This is a genomic window from Segetibacter sp., assembly GCF_025963695.1.
GTDB lineage: Bacteria > Bacteroidota > Bacteroidia > Chitinophagales > Chitinophagaceae > Segetibacter.
This window is the reverse complement of record NZ_JAOQAH010000117.1, coordinates 1-24637: the sequence shown is the minus strand read 5'-3', so window position 1 is coordinate 24637 and position 24637 is coordinate 1. Positions and strand designations below refer to the sequence as shown.

General features: G+C 39.6%; 21 protein-coding genes. 13 read left to right on the top strand and 8 right to left on the bottom strand.

The window, feature by feature from the left end; genetic code table 11:
* Positions 1-145: 145 nt before the first annotated feature.
* The 5 genes from JWR87_RS19590 to recB all read left to right on the top strand — a co-directional run bounded on the left by JWR87_RS19590 (position 146) and on the right by recB (position 10817).
* Complete coding sequence (locus JWR87_RS19590; protein WP_297823475.1) at positions 146-802, top strand: gluconate 2-dehydrogenase subunit 3 family protein; 657 nt, start codon at positions 146-148, stop codon at positions 800-802.
* Positions 803-946: 144 nt separating this feature from the next.
* Positions 947-1378 (top strand): SET domain-containing protein, encoded by a 432-nt coding sequence (locus JWR87_RS19585; RefSeq protein ID WP_297823473.1) that lies wholly within the window; start codon positions 947-949, stop codon positions 1376-1378.
* A 527-nt stretch (positions 1379-1905) separates the two neighbouring features.
* Positions 1906-3708, top strand: coding sequence for an exodeoxyribonuclease V subunit alpha (recD, locus tag JWR87_RS19580; protein ID WP_297823471.1), 1803 nt, complete (start codon positions 1906-1908; stop codon positions 3706-3708).
* Between the two features lie 195 nt (positions 3709-3903).
* Positions 3904-7104 carry an exodeoxyribonuclease V subunit gamma gene (gene recC, locus JWR87_RS19575; RefSeq protein ID WP_297823469.1) on the top strand — a complete coding sequence of 1067 codons (3201 nt, stop codon included), beginning with the start codon at positions 3904-3906 and terminating at the stop codon, positions 7102-7104.
* A 320-nt stretch (positions 7105-7424) separates the two neighbouring features.
* Entirely contained in the window at positions 7425-10817 is a 3393-nt protein-coding gene (recB, locus tag JWR87_RS19570) for an exodeoxyribonuclease V subunit beta (protein ID WP_297823467.1), read from the top strand.
* A gap of 146 nt (positions 10818-10963) precedes the next feature.
* Here the strand turns inward: recB and JWR87_RS19565 are convergent, their stop codons facing one another.
* On the bottom strand, positions 10964-11914 hold the full coding sequence (locus JWR87_RS19565) for a UDP-3-O-(3-hydroxymyristoyl)glucosamine N-acyltransferase (RefSeq protein ID WP_297823465.1): 951 nt from the start codon (positions 11912-11914) through the stop codon (positions 10964-10966).
* Between the two features lie 706 nt (positions 11915-12620).
* On the opposite strand from JWR87_RS19565, the gene JWR87_RS19560 reads away from it, so the two are divergent.
* Positions 12621-13205, top strand: a complete 585-nt coding sequence (locus JWR87_RS19560; protein WP_297823463.1) for a pseudouridine synthase — start codon at positions 12621-12623, stop codon at positions 13203-13205.
* Positions 13206-13402: 197 nt separating this feature from the next.
* Here the strand turns inward: JWR87_RS19560 and JWR87_RS19555 are convergent, their stop codons facing one another.
* Positions 13403-14443, bottom strand: coding sequence for a 2-oxoacid:ferredoxin oxidoreductase subunit beta (locus JWR87_RS19555; RefSeq protein ID WP_297823461.1), 1041 nt, complete (start codon positions 14441-14443; stop codon positions 13403-13405).
* 294 nt (positions 14444-14737) lie between these two features.
* Entirely contained in the window at positions 14738-15082 is a 345-nt protein-coding gene (locus JWR87_RS19550) for a carboxymuconolactone decarboxylase family protein (RefSeq protein WP_297823459.1), read from the bottom strand.
* Positions 15083-15209: 127 nt separating this feature from the next.
* On the opposite strand from JWR87_RS19550, the gene pgl reads away from it, so the two are divergent.
* From pgl to JWR87_RS19525, 5 genes are all read left to right on the top strand, one after another.
* Positions 15210-15944, top strand: coding sequence for a 6-phosphogluconolactonase (pgl, locus tag JWR87_RS19545; protein WP_297823457.1), 735 nt, complete (start codon positions 15210-15212; stop codon positions 15942-15944).
* Between the two features lie 328 nt (positions 15945-16272).
* A complete protein-coding gene (locus JWR87_RS19540; RefSeq protein WP_297823455.1) occupies positions 16273-16866 on the top strand; it encodes a YMGG-like glycine zipper-containing protein in 594 nt (197 codons plus the stop codon).
* A 186-nt stretch (positions 16867-17052) separates the two neighbouring features.
* Complete coding sequence (locus JWR87_RS19535) at positions 17053-17232, top strand: hypothetical protein (RefSeq protein WP_297823453.1); 180 nt, start codon at positions 17053-17055, stop codon at positions 17230-17232.
* Positions 17233-17319: 87 nt separating this feature from the next.
* Complete coding sequence (locus tag JWR87_RS19530; protein WP_297823452.1) at positions 17320-17652, top strand: hypothetical protein; 333 nt, start codon at positions 17320-17322, stop codon at positions 17650-17652.
* Between the two features lie 261 nt (positions 17653-17913).
* On the top strand, positions 17914-18327 hold the full coding sequence (locus JWR87_RS19525) for a hypothetical protein (RefSeq protein ID WP_297823450.1): 414 nt from the start codon (positions 17914-17916) through the stop codon (positions 18325-18327).
* Positions 18328-18477: 150 nt separating this feature from the next.
* Here the strand turns inward: JWR87_RS19525 and JWR87_RS19520 are convergent, their stop codons facing one another.
* From JWR87_RS19520 to JWR87_RS19510, 3 genes are all read right to left on the bottom strand, one after another.
* Positions 18478-19002, bottom strand: coding sequence for a hypothetical protein (locus JWR87_RS19520; protein WP_297823448.1), 525 nt, complete (start codon positions 19000-19002; stop codon positions 18478-18480).
* Between the two features lie 581 nt (positions 19003-19583).
* A complete protein-coding gene (locus tag JWR87_RS19515; RefSeq protein ID WP_297823446.1) occupies positions 19584-19727 on the bottom strand; it encodes a hypothetical protein in 144 nt (47 codons plus the stop codon).
* Positions 19728-19920: 193 nt separating this feature from the next.
* Positions 19921-20115 (bottom strand): hypothetical protein, encoded by a 195-nt coding sequence (locus JWR87_RS19510; protein WP_297823443.1) that lies wholly within the window; start codon positions 20113-20115, stop codon positions 19921-19923.
* A gap of 165 nt (positions 20116-20280) precedes the next feature.
* On the opposite strand from JWR87_RS19510, the gene JWR87_RS19505 reads away from it, so the two are divergent.
* Positions 20281-20568 (top strand): hypothetical protein, encoded by a 288-nt coding sequence (locus JWR87_RS19505; protein WP_297823441.1) that lies wholly within the window; start codon positions 20281-20283, stop codon positions 20566-20568.
* 79 nt (positions 20569-20647) lie between these two features.
* Complete coding sequence (locus tag JWR87_RS19500; RefSeq protein WP_297823439.1) at positions 20648-21514, top strand: hypothetical protein; 867 nt, start codon at positions 20648-20650, stop codon at positions 21512-21514.
* Between the two features lie 42 nt (positions 21515-21556).
* Here the strand turns inward: JWR87_RS19500 and JWR87_RS19495 are convergent, their stop codons facing one another.
* Both JWR87_RS19495 and JWR87_RS19490 read right to left on the bottom strand, forming a co-directional pair.
* On the bottom strand, positions 21557-22651 hold the full coding sequence (locus JWR87_RS19495) for a metallophosphoesterase (protein ID WP_297823437.1): 1095 nt from the start codon (positions 22649-22651) through the stop codon (positions 21557-21559).
* Between the two features lie 252 nt (positions 22652-22903).
* The coding region (locus JWR87_RS19490; RefSeq protein ID WP_297823435.1) for a methylmalonyl-CoA mutase family protein at positions 22904-24637 on the bottom strand (1734 nt) is incomplete at its 5' end.

The following is a 24637-nucleotide window of genomic DNA, read 5'->3' as shown; positions in this document are numbered from 1 at the left end:
TCTATCTTTCAACTCCGGTTGTGTCACACTCTTGTACTGAATCTCTTTGTGTAGGCAGAGCGCGACTTAATAAAAGGTTTTAAAATAACAACAGAAGTACGAATTAAAGATAAAGTTGAATTTATAACTTAATAAAACACGTTTTATGAATAGGCGGGACTCGTTAAAAGCGCTCACTATAGGTACTCTTTCTACAGGAGTGTTACTAAAAGCATGTAAACCAAAAGATCAGAATGCAGAAGTAGCTACAGATACGAAAGGAGAACCAGACCGGCCGCAGAATGAACTGGATAGAAATGACAAACTGAACGCCGATAAGTTTTTTACTGAACATGAAATGGCTACTATAACTATACTTGCAGATATTATCATTCCAAAAGATGAGAAATCTGGTAGTGCATCAGATGCAAAGGTTCCGGAGTTTATAGAGTTTATGGTAAAAGACGTTCCAGACCACCAGCTTCCTATGAGAGGTGGTTTGCGTTGGTTGGATATGCAAATGCTTCATCGCCATAGTAATCCGTTTAAAGATTGCAATGCAGACCAACAAATACAAATGGTTACAGAAATAGCTTACCCTACAAAAGCAGCCCCTGAAATGCAACAGGGAGTAGCTTTCTTCAACAGAATGAGGAGTTTGACGGCTTCGGGCTTTTTTACCAGCAAAATAGGATTAGATGATATTGGCTATGTCGGTAACAGGCCTAACCAGTGGAATGGTGTTCCAGACGATGTATTAAAACAGTACGGTCTTTCGTACTCTGAAAGAGAATTAAAAGAAAGTATAAGCTTTTCGGCTTAGTACCTACAACTAAATCATAATAAATAATAAAGGGTGGCCTCTGCCGCCCTTTATTATTTTTATCAACCTTCCCGATAGTAATTTTGGCCAAATCTATCTTAACCTTATTTTTATTTTAAACCCTCAAACAAGGCAAAATAGCTAATGGCATTATTAGAGAAACAACTGGAAATTAGGGAATCAACTATTCCGGGGGCAGGCAAAGGTTTATTTACAAATATGTTTATCCCAAAGGGTACAAGGATTGTTGAGTACAAAGGCAGAATAAAAACCTGGAAGGAAGTAGAAAACGAAGACGCCAATTATTACATCTTCTATATAAACGAGGAACGCATTATCGACGCCTCAAACTATAAACAATCTCTTGCCCGTTTTATAAACGACGCAAAAGGTTTAAAAAAAATAAAAGGCTTACATAATAATGCGCAGTTTGTAGTAGACGGTCTTAGAGTATTTGTAGATGCCACGAAAGATATTGCCGCAGGGGCGGAAATATTATTAGGGTATGGAAAAGAGTATTGGCAGGTAATTCGTACCAATCAAAAGCTCGACGCAAAAACAAATAGCAGAAGTTAGAAAGGTTTTCGCAGAAGACTTTAAAAGTCCCTTAATATTTAGCTCCCGCTCGTGCGCTACTAAAGCTCCCTCCGCCGAATTTAAACCTGCTGAATGCATTTAAAGCTCTATTTGATACACCCGATATTTTTCATTCTCCGTCAGTTTCTTTGCTAAAAAGTACACAACTTCAGAAACGATCATTATTAAGAGACCAGTAGAGTCAATGTTCTTTTTAAACAAGTATTCCTGCAGCGGCAGCAAAATAGAAGTATGTCTACTGTTGACGTTTGACCAGGTATAGAAATTTAAAACAGCTATTCAAATAGTGACAAATTTTGATAATTAGTATTTGGGCTAATTTAAATAAGGCAAGCGAAAAGGTTCATAGCAAAAAGAAAAGGGATAAACTGAAATTACATAAACACAGACAGCCTTAATTTTGTCGCTATTGTGCATAACACCGCTTTATCCTCCACTATTACCTATAAAAGGTAAAACTGGTTTTCTATTCCTTCACTTTTAAGTTATAGTTTAAATGATTTTCTATGCAAACCTTACATAACGTTCATCAGCAATTTGCAGAATTTTTTAAAAGCGAAACACTTAAACCATTTGCGTTTTTAGTTTCTAAAAAATTAAGTGAAGGGCATATTTGTATAAACATAGATGACACTGCGGTCGAACTGGAAGAAATGCCTTTTTTCGATTCGAAATTAGTATCAAATAATATAGCAAGATTAAAGGAAGAACCGCTGGTAACCCTTAAAGATGGAGCAAAGCAGCCATTTGTATTGCATAATAACAGGCTGTATTTGCAGAGATACTTTAATTACGAAACGGCTATTTTAACAAGGATAAAAGCGTTTATTGAGAGTGAAAAAGGCCAGGTTGAAAAAAAGACACAAGAACTAACCGGTCATGCTCAGTTTATTACGTCACTCTTCAAAAGCTCCGGTTCTTCTGCAAGCAGCGTTCCTATTGAAAATATTGATTGGCAGTTGGTGGCAGCAGTATCTGGTGTACTAAACAATTTTACAATAATTACAGGTGGGCCTGGCACGGGAAAAACAACTACTGTGGCTAAGATACTTGCTATACTTTATACAATTAACCCCGATCTTAAAGTTGCATTAGCTGCCCCTACTGGCAAAGCAGCAGTCCGAATGTCAGAGTCTCTAAAAGGCTCAGCTTTGGATGCGGCGGCGGATATAAAAGAAAAGTTTCAAAACATTGCTCCTGCAACTATTCACAGGCTGTTAAAGTACATTCCAGATTCTCCTTACTTTAAACATAATAAGGAGAACCCTTTAAATTATGATGTCGTAATAGTAGATGAATCATCCATGATTGATGTGGCGCTGTTTGCAAAGCTTTTAGATGCGATAGGCCCGGAAACGAAGTTGATACTCCTGGGCGATAAAGATCAGCTGGCTTCAGTTGAGGCGGGGAGTTTATTTGGTGACCTATGCAAGAGCCAGTCAGGATCAACAATTTTGTCATTGGGAAGAGCAGCCCTGATAAACTCGTTTATCTCTGACACTCAAAGACAAATTCATGCTGATTATATATCAAAAGGCAATTCCCATCTTTTATCTGAACATATTATCGAGTTAAAACGAAGCCACCGTTTTACAAGTGACAAAGGCATTGGAAAATTCAGTAAGGCGATCATTAAAAACGACATAGAAACGTTGCAGGAATACCTGCAAAATAATCAGGACGAACAGGTAACGATTGATACGAAGTATGACAACGAGTTATTCGAACAGTTTGTTGATGGATACGCTGCATACATAAAGGAACCGGATATAAAAAAGGCATTACAAAAATTAAACGAGCTAAGAGTGTTGTGTGCAGTGAGGGAAGGTGAGCATGGTTTGTACAGCTTAAATACAGCAATCGAAAATTATTTAAGAAAAAAGAAATTGATTGATAAACGTTCGGAGTACTATGAAAACCGCCCCATTATAGTCACCAGAAACTATTACTCGCTTGACTTATTTAACGGCGATGTTGGAATTATAAGGCCTGACGAAAATGGGTTGCCAAAAGCATGGTTTGAGGATAGCAATAAAGAACTAAAGTCAGTTTTTCCAGGGTATATAGCAGAGTCTGAAACGGTGTTTGCTATGACAATTCATAAAAGCCAGGGGTCGGAGTATGATAAGGTGCTGGTGGTTTTGCCTGACAACCTTAACGTACAAATATTGACGAGAGAACTTTTATACACCGGTGTTACCCGGGCAAAATCAAAAGTGATCCTGCAGGGAAGTGAAGCAGTTATTTTGCATACGGCGGAAGGGTTGGTTGAAAGAGCTTCGGGGATAATGGAAAGGTTTGAGGAATAATGTCTGAACTGGGATGGGTGGGATGTTTGGGAAGGATTGGATGAATCTGATTAGGAAGAAGAAAGTTGGGCCTTAAGGTGGCTGCTATGAAAAGATAGCGTACCAGTGAGTGACACAAGCGGGGTTTGGTGGAGAACAAATGCTGGTCACTAAAATAAAAAGCGTTATCAGCAAAGCAGCATTAATTTAATTAAAATGAGCTTACAAATAAACGGGTCGAATTCGTTGGAGCACCTGGCGCGTCAACTTTCAGAGGAGTTGCACGGGCAGCAAAACCACGTTTTTCAACCGCAATATATTGTTACCCAGACCCAGGGGATGAATAACTGGCTGAAGATTAAGATGGCGGCAAGACTGGGTATTGTTGCCAATTGCAAGTTTGTGAAGCCGAACGACCTGGTTAATGAGATCTATTATAAACTGGGCTCGCAAAACAAGCAGGCGCTTTCGCCCGAAATATTGCAATGGGTACTTTTTACGCTTTTATCATCCAAAGAGTTCCAGGATGCATTCAGGTCCATAGCAAACTACTATACCAACGACGATGTAAAGCGCCTGGCGCTCGCTAAAAAAGTCGCTGACCTTTTTGATCAATACCAGATTTACCGGCCAGAAATGATCAGGGATTGGAACGGCAACACAACCGGATTTGAGTCGGCTAGTGCATGGCAAAAGTTTTTGTGGGTAAAGGCGAAAGCCATTTTAGGCGATAGTATGCCGGATAAAACTGTAATTGGCAAATCTATAATTGAGGCTTTAAAACAACCGGAACAACAACGGAAGCTCAAAGCACAAATTCCAAATATTCATGTTTTCGGGCTGTCTATTATAACTACTTACCACGTTCATATTTTTTATGAGCTGGCCAAAATTGTAAATGTTACTTTTCACCTGCTAAACCCTGCACCTGCTGTTTATTGGTTTGAAGACAGAAGCGAAAAGCAACTGGCACTTTGGAGGCAAAAGAGCAGGGTGAAGTTGAATGCCTCGGATTTGAAAAGTGCAGGCAACCCTTTGCTGACCGGATGGGGAAGAGTATTGCAAGACACATTCAGCATGTTCTTTGAAAGTGAAGAATTCTTAAATCAGTACGTTGATATAGAATCTCCTGAACCTTCTACCCAAACTTTGCTGAAGAAAATTCAAAATGATATTTTTCATAATCATGACGTTGGGGCCAGGAATGAACTGACAGAAGGTGATATAGCCGATGGTTCAATAACTATTAATGCCTGCTTTACGACTGCACGCGAGGTGGAGGTTTTGTATAACTACCTGGTGCATCTGGTTGATCAGAAATCTGAGTTTCTATCTGCAAGAGACATTGTGGTAATGGTAAGCAATATTGACGCTTACGCGCCTTACATAAAAGCTGTTTTCAATTCCGCGCCTTATAAATTTCCGTTTACTATTGCCGACGAAAGTTTTACTATAAGTGATAATTTGTTTAGTGCGCTTCAATCTGTGTTGGCATTAAGTGAAGACAATTTTAAAGCCGAGGAGGTATTGCAGTTATTAGATTCGAGTTATACCAGGAAAAGGTTTTCGATTACAGATATAGAGTTAATAAGAAAGGCTGTTGATAAAGCCAATATCAGGTTCGGGATTGAAGGCAGAAAGGAAGATGAAACCATTTATGTAAGCTGGAAAAATGGTATCCGAAGAATTATGTATGGCATTTGCATGAGCGGTGAGGAAGCATACAACGTTGATGGCTACACTACTTACCCGCTGGACATTGCAGAAGGCGAAGACTCGTTTGAACTGATACGTTTTTGTCATTTTGCTGAAGTGCTCGTCTCAACCATTGAAGATCGCAGACACGCAAGAACCATTACCGAATGGGGAGAATACATTGAACAGGTGATTGATAAATTAATCTATCAAACGGAAGACAACAGCGATGAGGATTATCAACTGCTCTTGCGAAATCTTGAAAAGTTATATGTGCTGAACGATGTGGTGAAGGACAAGATCAGTTTCGATGTTTTTAAACACAGTTTCGTTAATTCACTTACCACTGAGACCCGTTCAAACGCGTTTGCATCGGGCGGCATTACCTTTTGTTCATTGATCCCTATGCGAAGCATTCCTTTTAAGGTAGTGGCTTTGTTAGGGCTTGATTTTGACAAATTTCCCCGCAAGGAGACAAGGGTTAGTTTTAACTTAATGGAGCAGGAAAAAAGAAAAGGTGACCGGAATGTAAAAGAAAATGACAAGCATCTTTTTCTTGAAACACTACTTTCTGCTCAGCAGTACTTGTACATGAGCTATATAGGTCGCAGCGCTAAAGACAATACCGTTATGCCGCCATCGGTGTTGATAGATGAATTAATAGACTACGTGCAATCGGGCGTAAAGGATGAAAAATTTAGTGTGAGGGAGACAATAGTTACCACTCACCCTCTGCATGCTTTCAGTCATAAATATCATTTACAGCATAAGCGACTGTACAATTATTTAGGCGGGGCGAAAACAATTAAACAGCCGGCTGAAGCCAATTATGCCAACACAACAGCTCCCTTAACTTTTAATGAAGTGTCTCTTGAATCTTTCATCAGCTTCTTTAAAAATCCTTTTAAAGCCTATTACAATAATGTGCTTCGCATCAGGTACGAACAGGATAATGTGCTATTGCCGGAAAATGAAATATTTGAACTCGACGGTTTGCAATCCTGGCAGATGAAACAGGATCTCTTGTTTTCAGACTTTAATGAATTGACGCAGTACAGAAACAAGGGAGTTGCTACCGGCAGTCTGCCTTTAAAAAATATGGCAGACTGGGTACTCACAAGTACTGTGGAGTCTGTAAATCCTTTAAAAGAGTTGGTAACTAATTGTATCGGAGATGCTGATGAAGAAAGCATGCACATTGAACTAGCTATTAACGATACTATTCTTAAAGGCAAGCAGGGCAGAATTTACGATGGTAAGCTTGTATCTATTTCACTTTCGAAGAATGAAAGCAAGTATTTGCTGGAAGCATACATTAGGTATCTCATTGCAATAGCTGCCGGCAATCCCCTTGACCTATTTTATATTTCTTCTGCCAGGAATAAAGTGTATAAAATTGACGAAAGTAGCAGAAGTAAAAAGAGTGCATTGAAAACTTTGCAAAAATTGCTAAACCTCTATAAACTCGGGCACGAAGAGATTCTAATGTTCTATCCTGATTTCAACAAAAGTCCGGCTGACATTGGAGGTTTAACCCAGGACAAGTTTAAGGTTTTGGTGAACAAGTATTGTGAAAGCGATGCGTGTGATGTGTACATAAAAAAGGAACATTCATTTGGTTTCTTCGACCAGGAAGGAGTCTTTGAGCAATACCAGCAAAACAGTGAAGAGATATTTGGCGAGGCTAAGGAGTTGTTTGAGATATATTATGCAAAAGGGTGATGTCTGAACTGGGATTTATTGGATGTTTGAGATAAGTGGGATGATAGAACGTTGCTGGTCAAACAACTTAAGAACCGTCTAGACTACTTCATATCCGATCGATTCAGAGCAATAATGACAATCTAGTTCGGACAAAAGCAAAATGTAATAGCAGCCAAATACCGATTTACAGTAAAAGTGAGTGACACAACGATGTACAGAAAAGTTTAAATGTTTGTAACAAAAAAATATATGATCGAAGCAAGTGTTGTGGGTCTGCATACACCACGCTTCGTCATGTATTTTCTACTAATACCAACAATCCATAAATCGCGGTTCTAATGAATATTAAAGATTTTAACGCCTCTACCGTTCCTTTGGCTGGCAGCAACCTGATAGAGGCTAGTGCAGGTACCGGTAAAACCTACTCTATCGCGATAATGGTTTTGCGACTAGTGTTGGAGAACAAGATTTCTATAAAAGAAATTCTGATGGTGACATTTACAAAAGCCGCTGTAGCTGAACTTGAAGAAAGGATAAGATTATTTATCAGGCAGGGGCATAAAGCGAGCCTTGGAAATACAATTAATGACTCTACCATTTCGGCTTTGGTAGCGCAAGCAATAAATTTTACTTCACGGGAAGAAGTTCAGCAACAACTAAAAGACGCGGTCCTATTTCTTGATGAAACTTCTGTGCTTACGATCCATAGTTTTTGCCAGCAAACGCTTACTGAATTTGCTTTTGAAACCAACCAGCTATTTGGCTCTGATACTTTAAAAGATATCGTTTCATTAATAGAAAGTGAGGTAAATAAATTTTGGAGGGAGAATATCACCGCACTCAATGTAAAGCTGCTGGGACAATTAATAGAGCACGGTTTAAGCAGGTCAGATATAGCATCAGTTATAAGAGAACATCTATCTGGTAAAAAATATTTTGAATACGATGAAAATGAAAGTTATTCGATTTGCGATGAGGACCAGGTAAGCTTTTCGAAGACAATAAAAGAACTGGCAGACAAAGACAAGGAAATTAAGGCATGTGTTTACGAGCATATCAGGAACAATGCAGATCGCCTTAAATCTATAACAGAAGCTAACAAATGGGCCAAAACCAGTTTGCTGCACCTGGTAGATACACCGGCCGAATTTGTAACTGTTGTGGTTAGCAAAAAGGGCACGGGGTATATTGATAAGCTATATGGTGATATAATAATGCAGCACAGCGAATGTGATGACCTGGTAGAAGAAAAGAAGGACCTTCTTCAATCGGTTATTAATAAAATTTACTGTCATGCTATCGGTACAGTTACAAAAGCCATTGATCAATATAAGCAACGAAACAGCCTTCTTGGTTTTGACGATATGATTGTGAACCTGCATAAGGCTATTGTACATCATCATAACACGAACCTGGTTACTTCATTACAGAAAAAGTACCGCGCCATATTTGTAGATGAGTTTCAGGATACCGACAAACTTCAGTATGAAATTTTTCAAAACACTTTTGGAACCGGACAAAATATCTTGTTTTATATAGGTGACCCAAAGCAATCGATTTATGCATGGAGAAAGGCCGACATCTTCACCTACTTTAAAGCGTCGGATGAGGTAGATCATAAATATGGAATGAATGTAAACTACCGTTCCTCTGCCCCCTTTATTAACGCAATGAACCTGTTCTTCAAGCCTCATATAGATTTCGATACTTTTTATTTTAACGGCCAGGAACATTCGATTGATTATATCAATGTAGATTCTCCACCGGATAATAAAAAAGGAGCTCTGTTTCTTAATGGTCACCCCGATGTTCCGATCACGATTTATGGTAATCAGAACAATAGTGAAATAGCAGAAACTGTAACAGCGCAAATCATTAACCTGCTTGAAAAGGAACATTATACGATAGATGAAAAAGGTAGCTCCAGGCGCATAAGACCTTCAGATATAGGTATACTTGTTAGAAAAAACAAACAGGCAATTGCAGTAAAGACTTGTCTCGCTAAGCGAGGAATTCCCGCAGTTACCATTGACGATTCAAAGATTTTGCAATCCGAAGAGTCTTTGTATGTATTATACCTACTGGAAGCATTGATTGACCTAAACCGGTCAGCTATCAACAAAGCCTTATTGTCTCCTTTTACCGGTTATGATACAAGAGCTGTTCTTGATCTAAACGAAGAAACGGTGTTGAATAATTTTAGGGAATACAAAAGCATTTGGGACAAAGATGGAGTATACAGTGTTTTAATGAAGTTTGTTTCCGACTACCAGGTAAGGGCCCTTTTGCTAAACCATCATACCGAAAATGGCGAACGTACGATTGCTAATCTCTTTCAAATAATTGAAGTGCTGCATAAGGTACAATCTGCAAAACAGTTTTCAGCGCTGGAATTAGTGAGCTGGCTAAAACGTGGAATTGACGGAATGCAAACGGAAGGTGATGAGTTTGAGCAACGCGTAGAAAGCGACGAAGAGGCGGTAAAAATTGTAACACTTCATAAGAGCAAGGGTCTTGAATACAACATTGTCTTTGCACCTTTTCTGGACCTTGACACAAAAATACATTTTCGTTTTTGCAGCTTCAGAGACACGGAAACAGGCGATTATATTTTTGCTGACAGCGAGCAATTGAATCCTGAGCAGCAACAAATTGTAGATGAACAAACCGAACAAGAAAACAGGCGGCTGATATATGTTGCCATTACACGTGCTGTGTACAAATGTTACCTAAATAAAAGTCTTGCAAATTATTATAAAGACTCTTCTTTGGTGCCGTTTGTAACCTCCCTTAAAGGCGTTGATCCAACCCTTATCAGTTTTGAAGAATCTGCTACTATTCCTGCAAAGTATTATTATTCTAAAGCCGAGGAAGTACTAGAATCAACGAGTACTAAACCGGTTAGCTTTATGCTTTCGCAAGTCAACTGGAGAAAGATGAGTTATACATCCCTCGCAAGCACCCATACTACAACTCCTAAAAACAATTCTGGTAGTGCTGGTAATGACTATGATCACTTCATTTTTAAACAGCTGATCAAGGGCAATAAAACCGGTAACCTGTTGCACTACATTTTCGAGAATATAGATTTTACAAATGATCGCAATTGGGAGCGGAATATATTGGCTGCTTTAAAAAGATTTATGCCCCGGCATATCGACTACGCTGCCATGCTAATGAACTTGCTAACCCGCCTAACGGAGGTAACGCTGCAAGTAAGTGGCGACACATTTACCCTTTCAGACATAACCCAGGAAAAACGCTTGAATGAATTAGAATTCGATTTTAATGTGCAGTTATTTGATCCTGCAGATCTTACTGCTCTTGAGACTAAGGAAGCCCGTATCAGCCTAAAATATAACCACGATCTGGAAGGCGTAATGAATGGCAAAATGGATATGTTTTTTGAGCATAACAACAAGTACTACATCCTTGACTGGAAGTCTAATTTTTTGGGAGATTCAATTGAGTACTATAAGAAAGAATTGCTGGCAGAAGCAATGAGTGAAAACAATTATCATCTACAATACTTGCTGTACACCGTTGCAGCCAAAAAGTACCTGGAAACCCGGTTGCCGGGTTTTAATTATAACCTACATTTCGGTGGTGTTATTTACCTTTTTGTAAGAGGAATTAGGGAGGGTGCTGACAGTGGCATATTTACCTGCCTCCCTTCCCTTGAAAGAATTGAACTGCTGGAAAGAATCTTAAGTAAAGAAATGGCGGATTAAATTGAAAATTCCTGTTAGGAACATAGCTGATGGAGCCGCCTTTTTTTGATTGAATATTAATTAAAATTGCTGATTCTACCGCAGTATTAATTGCATGCCCTTTCGCTTTTGGGTAGTAGCAGTTCTGCAGCAAAGTTGAAATTAGTTTATTTAGTTTCCATCACCTTTTTCCATAATTCGGGGATACGTCTAACCCAAATCAACTCTCTTTTTTTAGTTAAAGCGTCTTCCGATGGCGATCCCCAGTGAACAGTATTGTCCGCGAGATCTTTCCCTACTCCGCTCTGCGCAAGCACCGTAACATTGTTACCAATTGTTAGTGTTTTACTTAAGCCAACCTGGCCCCAAAGCGTAACTCCATCTTTCAATGTTGTTCCGCCTGCAATAGCTACTTGTGCAGCAAGCAAACAATTCTTTCCGATAACCACATCGTGGCCAATATGAACCATATTATCGAGTTTGGTACCTGCACCAATTCTTGTATCAGCAGTAACCCCACGATCAATTGTACAGCCCGCTCCAATCTCTACGAAATCTTCAATTACAACATGGCCACAGCTTTGCATTTTTTTATACCATACATCGCGATTCTTCTTCGTGTTATAATAAAAGGCATCACTGCCAACAACAGTTCCCGCTTGTATAATAATGTTATTACCAATCTCAGTATAATCAAGTATAGAGACGTTTGGATGAATGATACAATCCTTTCCAATAGTTACATGATTGCCAATAAATACGTTAGGCATAATAACAGTACCGGCGCCAACTTTTAACGAAGTGCTTATTGCTTTTTCTGATGGAACAAAAGGCCGAAAATGATTTGCAATTTTTAAATAAGCCTCAAAAGGATCACCAAGTACCAACAAGGTTTTGCCACCAGGAATAGAAACTTCTTTTGTATTGATGATAATAAAAGAGGCCGCACTGTTTAAGCACTTGTCGTAATATTTTGGATGATCAACAAAGCAAAGATCTCCGGGCTCAACACGATGTATCTCGTTAATTCCTGTTGCAAAAGACTCAGCATGACCCAATACGTCAGCACCAATTAAATCAGCAATCCATTGAACAGAAACGGGAGCAGGAAACTTCATAATAATGATTTTAACAAAGGTAATATTCGCTGAAAGCAAAGAAGCATTTCACCAACTATTGTCTTAAAATTAGCACTCATCTATGCTTTACTATTAAGCGATGCATGACTCTTTAATTGAAGTATTATTTTGAGCAGGTGAGCTGTTATACCTCGTTCCTATTATCGGTTACAAATGTCATTATTTTCCTTTGTAAGAAGGCCGCAAATGGTTAACGCTGACAGATGAGTTGAATATAAAAAACATCCTGGTAGCGAAGCACTAATACGGAGGATGAAAATAAAATGACTCACATCTTTTATACAAAATTTTTCAGCTAGCCTTATTGCTATTACGAACCCTGATTTGAAACATGAGTGAGTAGAATTTATAAAAATTTATTTTATAATTATCGAAACTTACTACGCCATCCAAAATCGCTGTAAGCCTTTATTCATGGTACTTTCAGGAATTGTGACGATAGCATTAATAGTTGTAAAAAGCCTGTTGCGGCTAGCAGTAAACATCTTATTTGAACGGGTGTTTTCAGGAAGTCAAAAGTATCCTTATTAACAAAAAAAAGAAAAATGTGTATAAAATAATGAAAGAAAATTTTTGTGTTAGAAGAAACAATTTTTAATATTGTGTAAGGAAATTTATTTCCTGGTACTTACTAACCCATCCATATATTAAAGCCTGGTTTTATACCGGGCTTTTTTATTGTTATATGCAACGTTATTTCATCATTTACAAGCCCTACCAGGTACTTAGCCAATTCACTTCAGAAGGTGGTAAAAAAAGTCTTGCAGATGTATTTGATGTGCCTAAAGATGTATACCCTGTTGGACGTTTAGACTATGATAGTGAAGGCTTATTGATACTAACAAATGATACTCAACTAAATCATCTTTTGTTGAGTCCAACACACAAACACGAAAGGGAATATTGGGTGCAGGTGGAAGGCGCTGTAACGCCACAAGCATTGAATGAATTACGATCTGGTGTAACCATATCGATAGATGGTAAGCTACATAAAACATTACCATGCAAAGCAGCCTCTTTTGATCAACCACCACACGTCTTCGAAAGACATCCATCCATAAGATTTAGAAAAGAGATACCTGTTAGCTGGCTCAGCTTATCTCTTGTTGAGGGCAAGAACAGGCAGGTAAGAAGAATGACTGCTAAGGTCGGTTTTCCTACATTACGATTGATAAGGTATAGAATTGAAGCGATCACAATACAGGGGCTTGAACCGGGCGCTATAAAAGAACTTACCAAGCAGGAAATGTATAAGAATCTGTTCATTTAGGAACACTGGAAACTATAATCACAACGCTTGTTGCCAATACATAAAAAGCACAAGAGTGCGACGCAACGTACGAATGAATAGAGTACTAATGCTGGTAACATAAATGCCTTTATCGATGTAGGTTTAATAGCTACACCAAAAAGAAAAAGCCAGATCAAAACTGAACTGGCTTTTCAAAAAAATCTATCATTAACTCATTATCCTGCTATTTCCCACACTTCTCTACCACGTAATAACTTATCAAGATCTCCTGCACCTTTTGTTGCGATTGTTTCCTCTATCTGCAATTGCATAATGTCTTCATAGCATGCTCTTTCTGTTTCATAAAAAACACCAAAAGGTCGCGGAAAATGAACGGCTTGCTGAGGGTCGTCAAACATTCTTACAAGTACCTGTGCCTTATAAAAATCGTTCTCATCGTGTATCCAAAGATCATCCTCAGTCACACCATTTCCTAACTGGACAACAACCGGACGAAGGCCTTCAATCTTAATTCCCTTATCGCGTGCTGCACCATATACCAGCGGCTTGCCATGTTCAAGAAATAAAGCTTCTTCGGTCTTTGTTGATTTCTCTGTAAAAATCTCGAAAGCACCGTCATTAAAGATGTTACAATTCTGATAGATTTCGAGGAACGAAGCACCTTTATGTTGATGACTTCTTGTGAGCATGGCCTGTAAGTGCTTAGGATCGCGATCCATGCTGCGGCCAATAAAAGTCGCATCTGCACCGAGCGCCAGCGCAAGCGGATTGAAAGGATGATCTATACTTCCGTACGGGGTGCTTTTGGTAACTTTTTGCTTTTCACTTGTGGGCGAGTATTGACCTTTGGTTAAACCATAAATCTGGTTATTAAACATCAGAAGGTTAACATCAAAGTTTCTTCTTAAAAGATGTATTGTATGGTTGCCCCCAATGCTGAGGCTATCGCCATCACCACTAACAATCCAAACACTTAGCTCTGGGCGGCTAGCCTTTAAACCACTGGCAATAGCGGTCGCCCGGCCATGGATGCTGTGCATGCCATAGGTATTCATATAATATGGAAAACGGCTGCTGCAACCTATGCCGCTAATAATAACAATGTTTTCTTTCGGAATGCCTATGCCTGGCATTATCTTTTGCACTTGCGCCAAAATAGAATAATCGCCGCAACCGGGGCACCATCTAACTTCCTGGTCAGTAGCGAAATCCTTAGCGGTTAATGTTACCGGCCTTGCTTCTGTTAACGTTGACATGATAATACTTCCTTATTTTGAGGGTGTAAAATTCGCTAAATAAAACCGTGATACTGTTGGTTTCGCTTTTTTTTGGCTATTCACTACTAAAAAAGAAAATGGTTTTATTTTGGTATCTGAAATTAAGCTTTTGATAGCATGCTTCGTAATTAAATTCTACAGTCGTTGCTTCGCACCCTTTTAGTAATTCTATTGAAGCAACTTCATTGGTTGTTGTAGGCTTTAGAAATGAATGCCCGCCGGGTTTTGATGTAATTCCTGAACCCGGTTAGCGGGGCATGAAAGCGTTTGCTATTACGACTTCTGTAACTCTTCCCAATATTCTGCTGCCCTGCGGGTGTGGGGTATAACTATCGTACCTCCCACAATATTTGCTACAGCAAAAATCTCGTACAGCTGCTCGGTAGTAACTCCTAATTCGTAGCTCTTTCCTAAGTGATATTTTATACAGTCGTCACAACGCAACACCATGCTGGCAACCAGTCCAAGCATCTCCTTTGTTTTTTTATCCAGCGCTCCCTCTTCATACGTATTGGTATCAAGGTTCCAAAGCCTTTTCATAACAAGGTTATTCTTGCTGAGAATAACTTCATTCATTTTAACGCGATAGTCATTAAACTCTTCTATCATCTTAGTCATAATATTAATATTTATCAAAATTACATCTCAACCCGGTAAACGTTTCACGATAAAAACAGCAAAACGGTGCGGCTTATTTTTTGCTTGTTTATACATTAGAGTTTTACATACAGTATAAACACGTTCAATGCCAAAACTCCACATCTATAAAAACGAAAGGGAAACCTGTTATGCTTTTGCCGAATGGTTAGCAGACCTGGTCAAAGAAACATTGACGAGACAGGGAAGCTTTACAATCGCTTTATCGGGCGGCGACACGCCTAAGCTGGTATATAAGATACTTGCTACCGATTATGCAACCAAAATTGACTGGGACAAAATCCACCTTTTTTGGGGTGACGAGAGTTTCATCTCTTCCACTGATGAAAAAAACAATCCGGCATTAGTGTTGAAAATGTTGATAGATACCTTACCTGTTCCAAAAAATCACGTTCATGGTATAAGAACTGATATATCTCCCGAGGCCTCTGCTTTAAAATATGAAGATTTACTAAAGACCTATTTTAATAACGGTAACACGACTTTTGACCTGGTTATATTAGGAATGGGCGAGAAAGGAAATCTGCTCTCGCTATATCCTTTTTCACAAGAAAGCCATCATCATAGCGGATGGGTGATGCCGGTTTACGACAAACAGGATGACTTATACAAAGTGACCCTGACTATTACAGCAATTAATGCTTCTGCTGTAAAAGCGTTTTTAATAACAGGAAAAAAGAAAGAAGATGTAGTTCAACAAGTTCTGAAGGGGAAGTATGAACCAGAAAAATCACCTGCCCAGCTTATTGTTGCGGCAAATAAACCGGTGCATTGGTTTTTAGATGAAGGATCGGCGGGTAAATTAATTAAGCCTACTCATTAGTTATCTGGCAATTACAATTTCCCTATCCTTTGCCGTGTTCTTTACTGTCTGTTTCCTATTACTATTGCGTCTTATAAGCCACTCTCTACTGCTATTATTTTACGTTTCCATCCTGGCTAATTTGTGTTAATAGCTACCAATTGCCTGTATTAGAATCGTTAATATTTATTCCCCAACTTATTGCTTTTCAATTCCTTCTACTTGTTTAACCGCCGTTATTTTAATTCTGGCATAGTTTTCTCTTAGTACGATCAAACAGTTAAAGCTGCGATTTTTAAAATTAAAAAAGCAACAAATAGATAAACTATACATTTTTAAATTTACAATTATGAAAACGAAATTATTAGCAGTTACAATGGCAGCAATATTTGCAGCATGTAATAGTAATCCGAAGACAAGTACGCAGACTACTACTGCCACAACAGATACTAACAGTTTTAGAAACAATTCGTTTGCAGATAAAGGACAGGTAATTGAACTGAAAGGAGTAAGCGATACAATTATTGCAGGTGACGGAAGTCGTTATGTAAAAGTTGATCCAAATCAACCAGCACAAAATCTTGCTGCAACTACTACGCCTCCCGCCGCTGTAAAAACACCAACTGCGACTACCCGCCGCAGTACTGCAAACAAAAGTACCCGCAGTACCGGAACAAGGTCCTCAGGTGGGTATAGCAAAAGAGGTTCTTCAGGAGGTGGTTCTTCCAGCGCAGGTACCGCATCTGCACCCGTTGCGACAAAAAAGAAAGGATGGAGTAAAGCTGCGAAAGGTGCTGCGATAGGTGCGGGTACAGGCGCAGTGGCCGGAGCTATTATTAGCAAAAAGAAAGGCCTTGGAGCAGTTGTTGGTGGAGTTGTGGGTGGCGCAGGCGGCTATATTATTGGACGTAGCAAGGATAAAAAAGACGGTCGTGTTAATTGATCAGCTATCGAAATAGTTTGTAAATAAAAAATAAGCAGAAGAACCAGATCTGTATACAAAAGTCATAAAGAGGCTTGTATACAGATTTTTTATTTTAGGGAAACCAGAGAGGCTTTACAATTTCATAAGAAAATTTCTCCTTTCTTGATTCTGGCCTTATTTTTTATATTATAAATAAAAGATTTTATGGAAAACGACAAAAACAGCACGATACACTCGCAGCAGCAACCGGAAGACAAGCAAACTGACAATCAAAAACCGTTGACGGTTCATAATCCCTTTGATCCTAACGATAAAAGGCAAATTACGCAGGAGGATATCGAAAATGAACAGAAGTTTAAAGAGGCTTTATCTGAAAGGGACTAACGTGGATTATAGCATAACAACTTCGGGTAATAGAGTTTGAAGAGTAACCGGATAAAATTTTAAAGCAATTTTAAAAAATCGGTAATTATGAAAAATCTTTTGATACTAGGCATGTTGCTGGGAAGTGCCTTATTAGCAGATGCACAAAAGGCTCAAGGTACCGCCGCACAAGCCGGTAAGAATAATGGTACTGTTAAAAAGACTTCAGCGCAGGTAAGAGGCAGCGGACAATATCACGGTAGTAAGGATACTACGCCAGGAAGTCCAATGGGTACCGGTGGTGCAGGAGGGGGTGAAATGAGCGGTTCCCCCGCCGGCTCGGCATCGAAAGCAGCTATGTCGCAAAGCAGAGCAGACGCACAACGTAGCGATAGTGGAAACAACTTGAAAAAGGCTTCGCCCAAAAGAAAGGGATCATAACTTAAACGGTTAGACAAACAAGGAAAACTTCCCTGTTTTCAACAGCCACTATCCTTCTTGCTTCCTTTATCAACTAGCCTGTCAACCACATTACAAATAATTGCAATAAGTTGACCAACTACTTGCACAATTTATTCTGCTGGAAATACTTTAGCCCCTGAAATCCTGGAAAATTTCCCCAACCTGATTATATCGCCCGGTTGTTTTACAAGGAAAAAAAATGGTCTAAGCTTTGAAACGGTTATGAAAAAGATTGTAGTTATGAAAAAGACATTCATCGTTGCATTATTTGCGCTGGGAAGTTTATCTCTTGCTGCTCAAACCGGATCTGGAGCAGGATCACAGGGAAAAACAAAACACAAAGGTTCAACCGGACAGTCGAGTACCGGTAGCGGTCAGACCGGATCGGGAAGCACAACCGGAGAAGGTAGTGGCTCAGGCCAGGGAAGTGGCACAGGTGCCGGTACAGGCCAAAGTGGCACAGGTGGATCAGGTTCGGGAGGTAGCACAATGAACAGAGGTACGAACAAAGGAAGTCAGCACGGACAAAGTACGAAGAAGAAGCACAGGTCGACAAGAGGTGGTACCACCACATCAGGATCAGAAACTACAGGATCGGGAAGCGGAACTGGAACAGGGACAGGAAGTGGAACTACAACTCCTCCTCAGAAATAGTGGGAGTTTGAAGTATCATCGAAAGAAGGTAAGCCATCCTGTTGGATGGCTTACCTAATATAACTTACATCGTATACGGCGTAGTAGATTTAATCACTCTACATGACCATTCACTTCTAACATCGATATCACCGACATTTGTGATCTCTCTTATTGCGCAGAACCAGGGTATCTTCTTACTTTTTCATTCCATAAAATAATCTTTCCATTTTTAAAGGAAAGGTCGTCCATGCACTCTATCGAATCGATCTTACCATTTTGGTCCTCCCACAATTGCTTGTACCACAGAGACACGTACTCACTTTTTCCATCTTTAGATCTTACAGTCAAATAATCATTCATCTCTATTCCCATTCTTTTTATTGCACTTCTCTCCCGCAAGAAAAATGATAGCAAGCTATCCTTACTCATTCTTTTTTCAAAGCCATCCATTTGTAATAATACTGTATCTGCATAATCTTTGAAAGCGGCTGATACATTACCTTTTTCGTATGCCTTTAAACCATCAAGTGCCATTTTAATATTGTTCTTATTGCCCCATTCCCATTGAAAAGGATGTTTGATGGTATAAGCGAACTGCGACGGGTTGGCATTGTCGATACTGTTTCCGCTGTCATCATTTTTACAAGAAGCCGCGAAAGCGAATAATACGAAAAGGAAAAAGCTGTTCTTCATTTTATGTTTTGTTTTTACGAAGTTGAAGAAAATTAACAGACTCTTGTTTTTCAACTTACTATGGGTTCATCATCAATAGCAAATTGTTGACCAAGCCAAAATCTATTGACCATAGAACTAAAGAAACTTTTACGAATATTAATAAAAGACAGAAAGCAAGAAATTCTAAAACGTTGAACCCTTGCTCACATCACCTTTGTTCTACTATGTGCGGAAGCTGCATCGTTAAAAACAGTAAGTGGGCGACGCAAGAGTAACCCCAAACCCTAAAGGGGCTTTGAAACCAGACAAAATGAAGCTGCTTATTTTTTTGTTGCAGTACAAGGGTGTGACACAACGAGGTCTAATAGACATTCTGCTGCTGGTAAAAAAAATAAACATGTTCATTGGTAGAAATGATAAGTTAGGTTGTAACGCCTGCCCTAAAATATCTTTTATTATTTACTAGAATTGCCCTTTAGAAGTTGAAAGCACTGACAATAAAAAAAGACACAACTTTCAGAATCCGAAATAGAGGTTGCTCTTAAAACAAAAAAATCCCCGCTGAAAGCAGGGACGATAAGGTAGGCTGTAAGCCGTATTTAGAAGGCTTTGGTAGAAATTTGTGGAATGGTTGGATCATCTGCTCTTGACCTGATATGCTTGCGCGATTTACCCCCAATAAGTTGCTGAATTATTACTGATCCAAGTACAATTGAACTGATGAGCATAATTACATTTTTCATGTTTATTAATTTTTTAGGTTTTAGAAATGGAAATATGATTGATAAAAAATCTTGCCATTAATTATTCCAAAGTAATTATTATCGTCATTACATCAGTTGGTATTGCGGCTGTGCCTCGGTAGCATACTGCGCCTTTTTTACATTTGAAAACACAACGTTTATAAGCGCTTACTTTACTTGCAACGCCGAAAAACTATAAAGACCTGTCTTTAGTAGTTCTGATGAGACCAACGCCGGTAAAGAAAAAAATAAGACCAAGTATACCATATACGGTAATCATTTTTATGTTGTAGCTGCCACTGCTGGAGTTTACAAAGTTTACCGCTGCCGCTATTAGTCCCGCTATACCTAAAATTGTAAGTATAATTCCAAATACCTTCTTTTCCATTGTTATATTTTTAATACATCAGTCCGTTGCAAAAGATAGGCCGCTTACCCCCAGAAGCAATTTTAAAGTACTGCGGTCCCATGCTTTTTAATGCTTCCCCAATTTGTGGTTAGCACAATTTTAGTTATTTCTATGTAATTATTTCACAATATAAACTGTAATAATATGTCAGAGGCATCATCACATACAACGACAGATCTTGAAGTAATTAAAAAATGGGCAGAAGAAAGGGAGGGGAAACCTTCACGTGTTAAAACTACTGCAGACAAGGAAGGAGGCGGCGTTTTAAGAATTGATTTTCCCGGATACTCAGGGCAAGATACCCTGGAAGACATTTCGTGGGAGGATTGGTACGAAACTTTTGAAGACCGAAAGTTGGCGTTCCTCTACCAGGACCACACAGCAGGAGGAAAGGAAAGCCGCTTTTTTAAACTCATAAACCGCGAGAAGTAATAACCGATAATTAAGAAGAGCTGCGCTGTTGTAACCGTGCGGCTACAGCAGCTTTTTCTTAAGCACAAATAAAGGTTTTATGAAAATTGTACTGATAATATGGCTGACCGCTGTTTATACCAATACGTTTAGCCAGGCAAAAACAAAGGTTAGTAAAACCACCCACCGTTCTGCCATTCCCGAGGCAGCTGGTACTACTAACGCCGGTAAAAGCGAGGCAGCCGAGAGTAGTCAAAATGCATCGCCCAGGCAAACGGCCACCGAAAGATATTTAAATGGTCTTGTAAGAAATGGCGGTGACACTACTTCTGCAAAAGGCGCCGCTGCTACCAGTCCTTTTGCAGGCGGCGTTCATGCTGCTGAAAATGCAACAAAAACATTTGACACAGTTCCTAATGCAAATAACGCAAACAGCCAAAGAGCTAGTACCACAGTTGCAGGTGGTAACGATACAACTTTCAACGTTAATACTATGGTGTCGCAGGGAGGAGTGACGACCAATTCGGGTGCAGTCGATAGATCGGGGCAGGCACAATTCGGACAAACGAATTGGGGGAACAGCCGCAGTACAGTTGGTGAAAGTCAATGGACCATTCCTCCGCCCATAACAGCTTCTTTTAATAGAGACTTTCCTGCATCTAACGCCGCAACATGGACGAGAAATAATGTAGATACAACGATTTATTCTGCCAGGTATAAAACAGGAGCCCGGTGGGTAATTACAAGTTATAATTCTTCAGGCCAGAGACTCGATATGCGCACGGAATTCCCTCTGATGCAGCCGCCAAGACCAGTAAGCGTATATATGGCTAAGCAACCGCAGGCTTTTAAGGCAGCTACGATTTATAGGTTGCAAATACAGGGAAAGCCCGATATGTATGAGATAGAAACAGCCAACGGCAAACGAATTTATATTAACAATGATGGTATGGAAGTGACTTATTAAGCAAGGGTACCTTTGTAACAATAAAAGCACGCTTTCGTGCTTTTAGGCAGACATAAGGTTTGACAGGCGAACGGTATCTAGTAAGACTCGTCCTGGCATTTGAGTCTCTTCATTATATTCCCATTTTACAAGTGAAATTTGTCCTGATTCTATTTCCAAACCCGTTATATCGCCGTCGTTGTAACAGCAGCAACCGCTATTAAAGTAGGTAGGTTTATAACCAGAGAAATCAGGAAGCGTTTGTCCCTTTTGCTGCTTTATTTGTATTTCTTTTTCAATTGCTTTAATCGCTGCTTCTTCCTTTAACTCTTGTGCCAGTTCAAGTTTCTTATATAAAGTCTCCAGCTGTGTTAATGATTGAAATACGGGCTGATGTGTGTGGCCTGTTATTAATAATATATTTTTTTGCGGAGCCACCCACTCGTACATCAATTTATTGTGGGCTGTTTTTAAATAGCTATAATAGGCCGGCGTATTTGGATTAAGTAAAAGGTAGGATTGCAAAGGCGCCCAAAGATTTGCTATGAACCATTTTGTAAACCAGTTCCCATCGCTCATCTCGTCGCCCTGGTGTCCATGAGTAAGAAAGATATCAATAGAGTTATTGGCATCTACTGTTCTTAAAACAACCCCTTCATAAATGGGCACTTTCTCTCCGTAAATATCTTCAAGTTCGCGGGTGCTAAAAGGACTATTATCCCAAAACAGATCGTGGTTACCGAATACTTTTATAAATGCATTTCTTTTCAAGAAGAATTTTTCTTTTTCAAAGGAATCTGAGTTGGCTGTTTTGACTGCCGCGAGGGTGTTTTCCCAAAGTTCTTCAGCATCTCCCAGCTGGATGTACCTGAACCTATTCTTATCGTAATACTCCAACGCATGCAGGTAGTTTTTTTCACAAAAGGCAAAATCATCAGCACCGTTTTTTGCTCCTTTGTGCATGTCAGAAAAAATGATGAAACGATCAGTGTTTGTATCAAACTCTATGAGGGTGCCTTTCTTATTGTCTGCTGATTTAATACTTGTATATAAGTCCGTTAAAGCTTTATGTACACGCTCCCTGTCCGGCTTCGAAGAGTAGCTGTCTGCTATCTTATTTACAGGCTTTAGCAATAATCGTCGTAGAAACTTTTGCATGTTATAAGTAGAATAAGAATATGCCGTACTACGGTGCGACGTAACAGTAACCGTAAACGCCTGAAGGGGTTTTTAAAACCAGGCAAGATGAACCTGCTGATTTTTTTGCTGCAGCACAAGAGAGTGACACAACGATGTTTAATAGATATTCTGCTGCCGGTAAAAAAAAAATATACATATTCATTATTAGAGAAGACGAAACGAATAAAGAGAACCGGCTGTAAGTACCGATGACCCTTTAGGTTTCTATTATTACATACTTCTCCTATATTGTCCACCCACTTCATAAAGGGCATGAGTGATTTGGCCAAGAGAGCAAAATTTTACTGTTTCCATCAATTCTTCAAAGAGGTTTCCGTTGCTAATTGCAGTCTTTTTTAGTCTTCGCAACATCTCTTCAGACCTGTGTTCGTTGCGCTGCAAAAACGCTTTCAGGTTTTGAATTTGTTGTTGCTTTTCTTCTGTAGTGCTACGAATAACTTCATCAGGCAAAATAGTTGGACTGCCTTTTTTATTAAGGAAAGTGTTTACGCCAATAAGTGGCAGTTCGCCCGTATGTTTCTGGTGCTCATAAAAAAGGCTTTCTTCCTGTATTTTGTTTCGCTGGTACATTCTTTCCATAGCGCCAAGTACGCCGCCCCTTTCATTTATTCTGTCAAACTCTGCCAGCACAGCTTCTTCAACAAGATCGGTTAGTTCTTCTATTAAAAAACTTCCCTGGTTCGGATTCTCGTTTTTTGCTGTTCCCAGTTCTCGATTTATAATGAGCTGAATAGCCATTGCACGCCTAACACTTTCCTCAGTTGGCGTGGTAATAGCCTCGTCGTACGCATTTGTGTGAAGGCTGTTGCAGTTGTCGTAAATAGCATAAAGGGCCTGCAACGTTGTTCTGATATCATTGAAGTCAATCTCCTGCGCATGCAGGCTTCGGCCACTGGTTTGGATATGGTATTTTAACTTTTGACTGCGCTCGTTTGCGTTGTATTTATACTTCATCGCCTTGGCCCAAATTCGCCTTGCAACACGACCAATAACACTATACTCTGCATCCATTCCGTTGCTGAAAAAGAAGGAGAGATTGGCCGCAAAATCGTCTATGTTCATTCCACGGCTCAGGTAATACTCTACGTAAGTAAATCCGTTCGAAAGTGTAAAGGCCAGTTGCGTAATTGGGTTAGCACCAGCCTCGGCAATGTGATAGCCGCTAATGCTAACGCTGTAAAAATTCCGTACTTTATTATCAATAAAAAACTGCTGCACGTCACCCATCAACTTCAAAGCAAATTCAGTACTGAAAATGCAGGTGTTTTGTGCCTGGTCTTCTTTCAAAATATCGGCCTGCACCGTTCCCCTTACCTGGCTTAACGCTTCCGCCTTTATCTTTTGGTAAATATCGCCCGGCAAAACTTCATCTCCGCAAAGGCCTAACAATTTTAAACCTAGCCCGTTGTTGCCTTCCGGCAGTCTTTCTGGTAATGATGGATTATAATAGGATGGCTTTGAGAAATGCACGAACTTTTTATCAAGTTTTTCCTTCACCAGTGCCCATTGGTCGTTTTCTTCTATCCATTTTTCACACAGCTGGTCAATGGCAGCGTTCATGAAAAATGCAAGAATAATGGGTGCTGGGCCGTTTATCGTCATGCTTACCGAAGTAGTCGGATTGCACAAGTCGAAGCCACTATATAATTTTTTTGCATCATCAACTGTTGCAATGCTTACTCCGCTGTTGCCAATCTTGCCATAAATATCCGGTCTGATCTCAGGATCTTCTCCATACAAAGTGACGCTATCAAATGCAGTAGAAAGACGCTTGGCGGGCTGACCTAAAGACACATAATGAAAACGTTTATTAGTTCGTTCCGGACCACCTTCCCCGGCAAACATTCTTGTCGGATCCTCGCCTTGTCGCTTCAGTTCAAACACACCAGCAGTATAAGGAAATTCACCGGGAATGTTTTCCTGCAACTGCCATCTTAAAATATC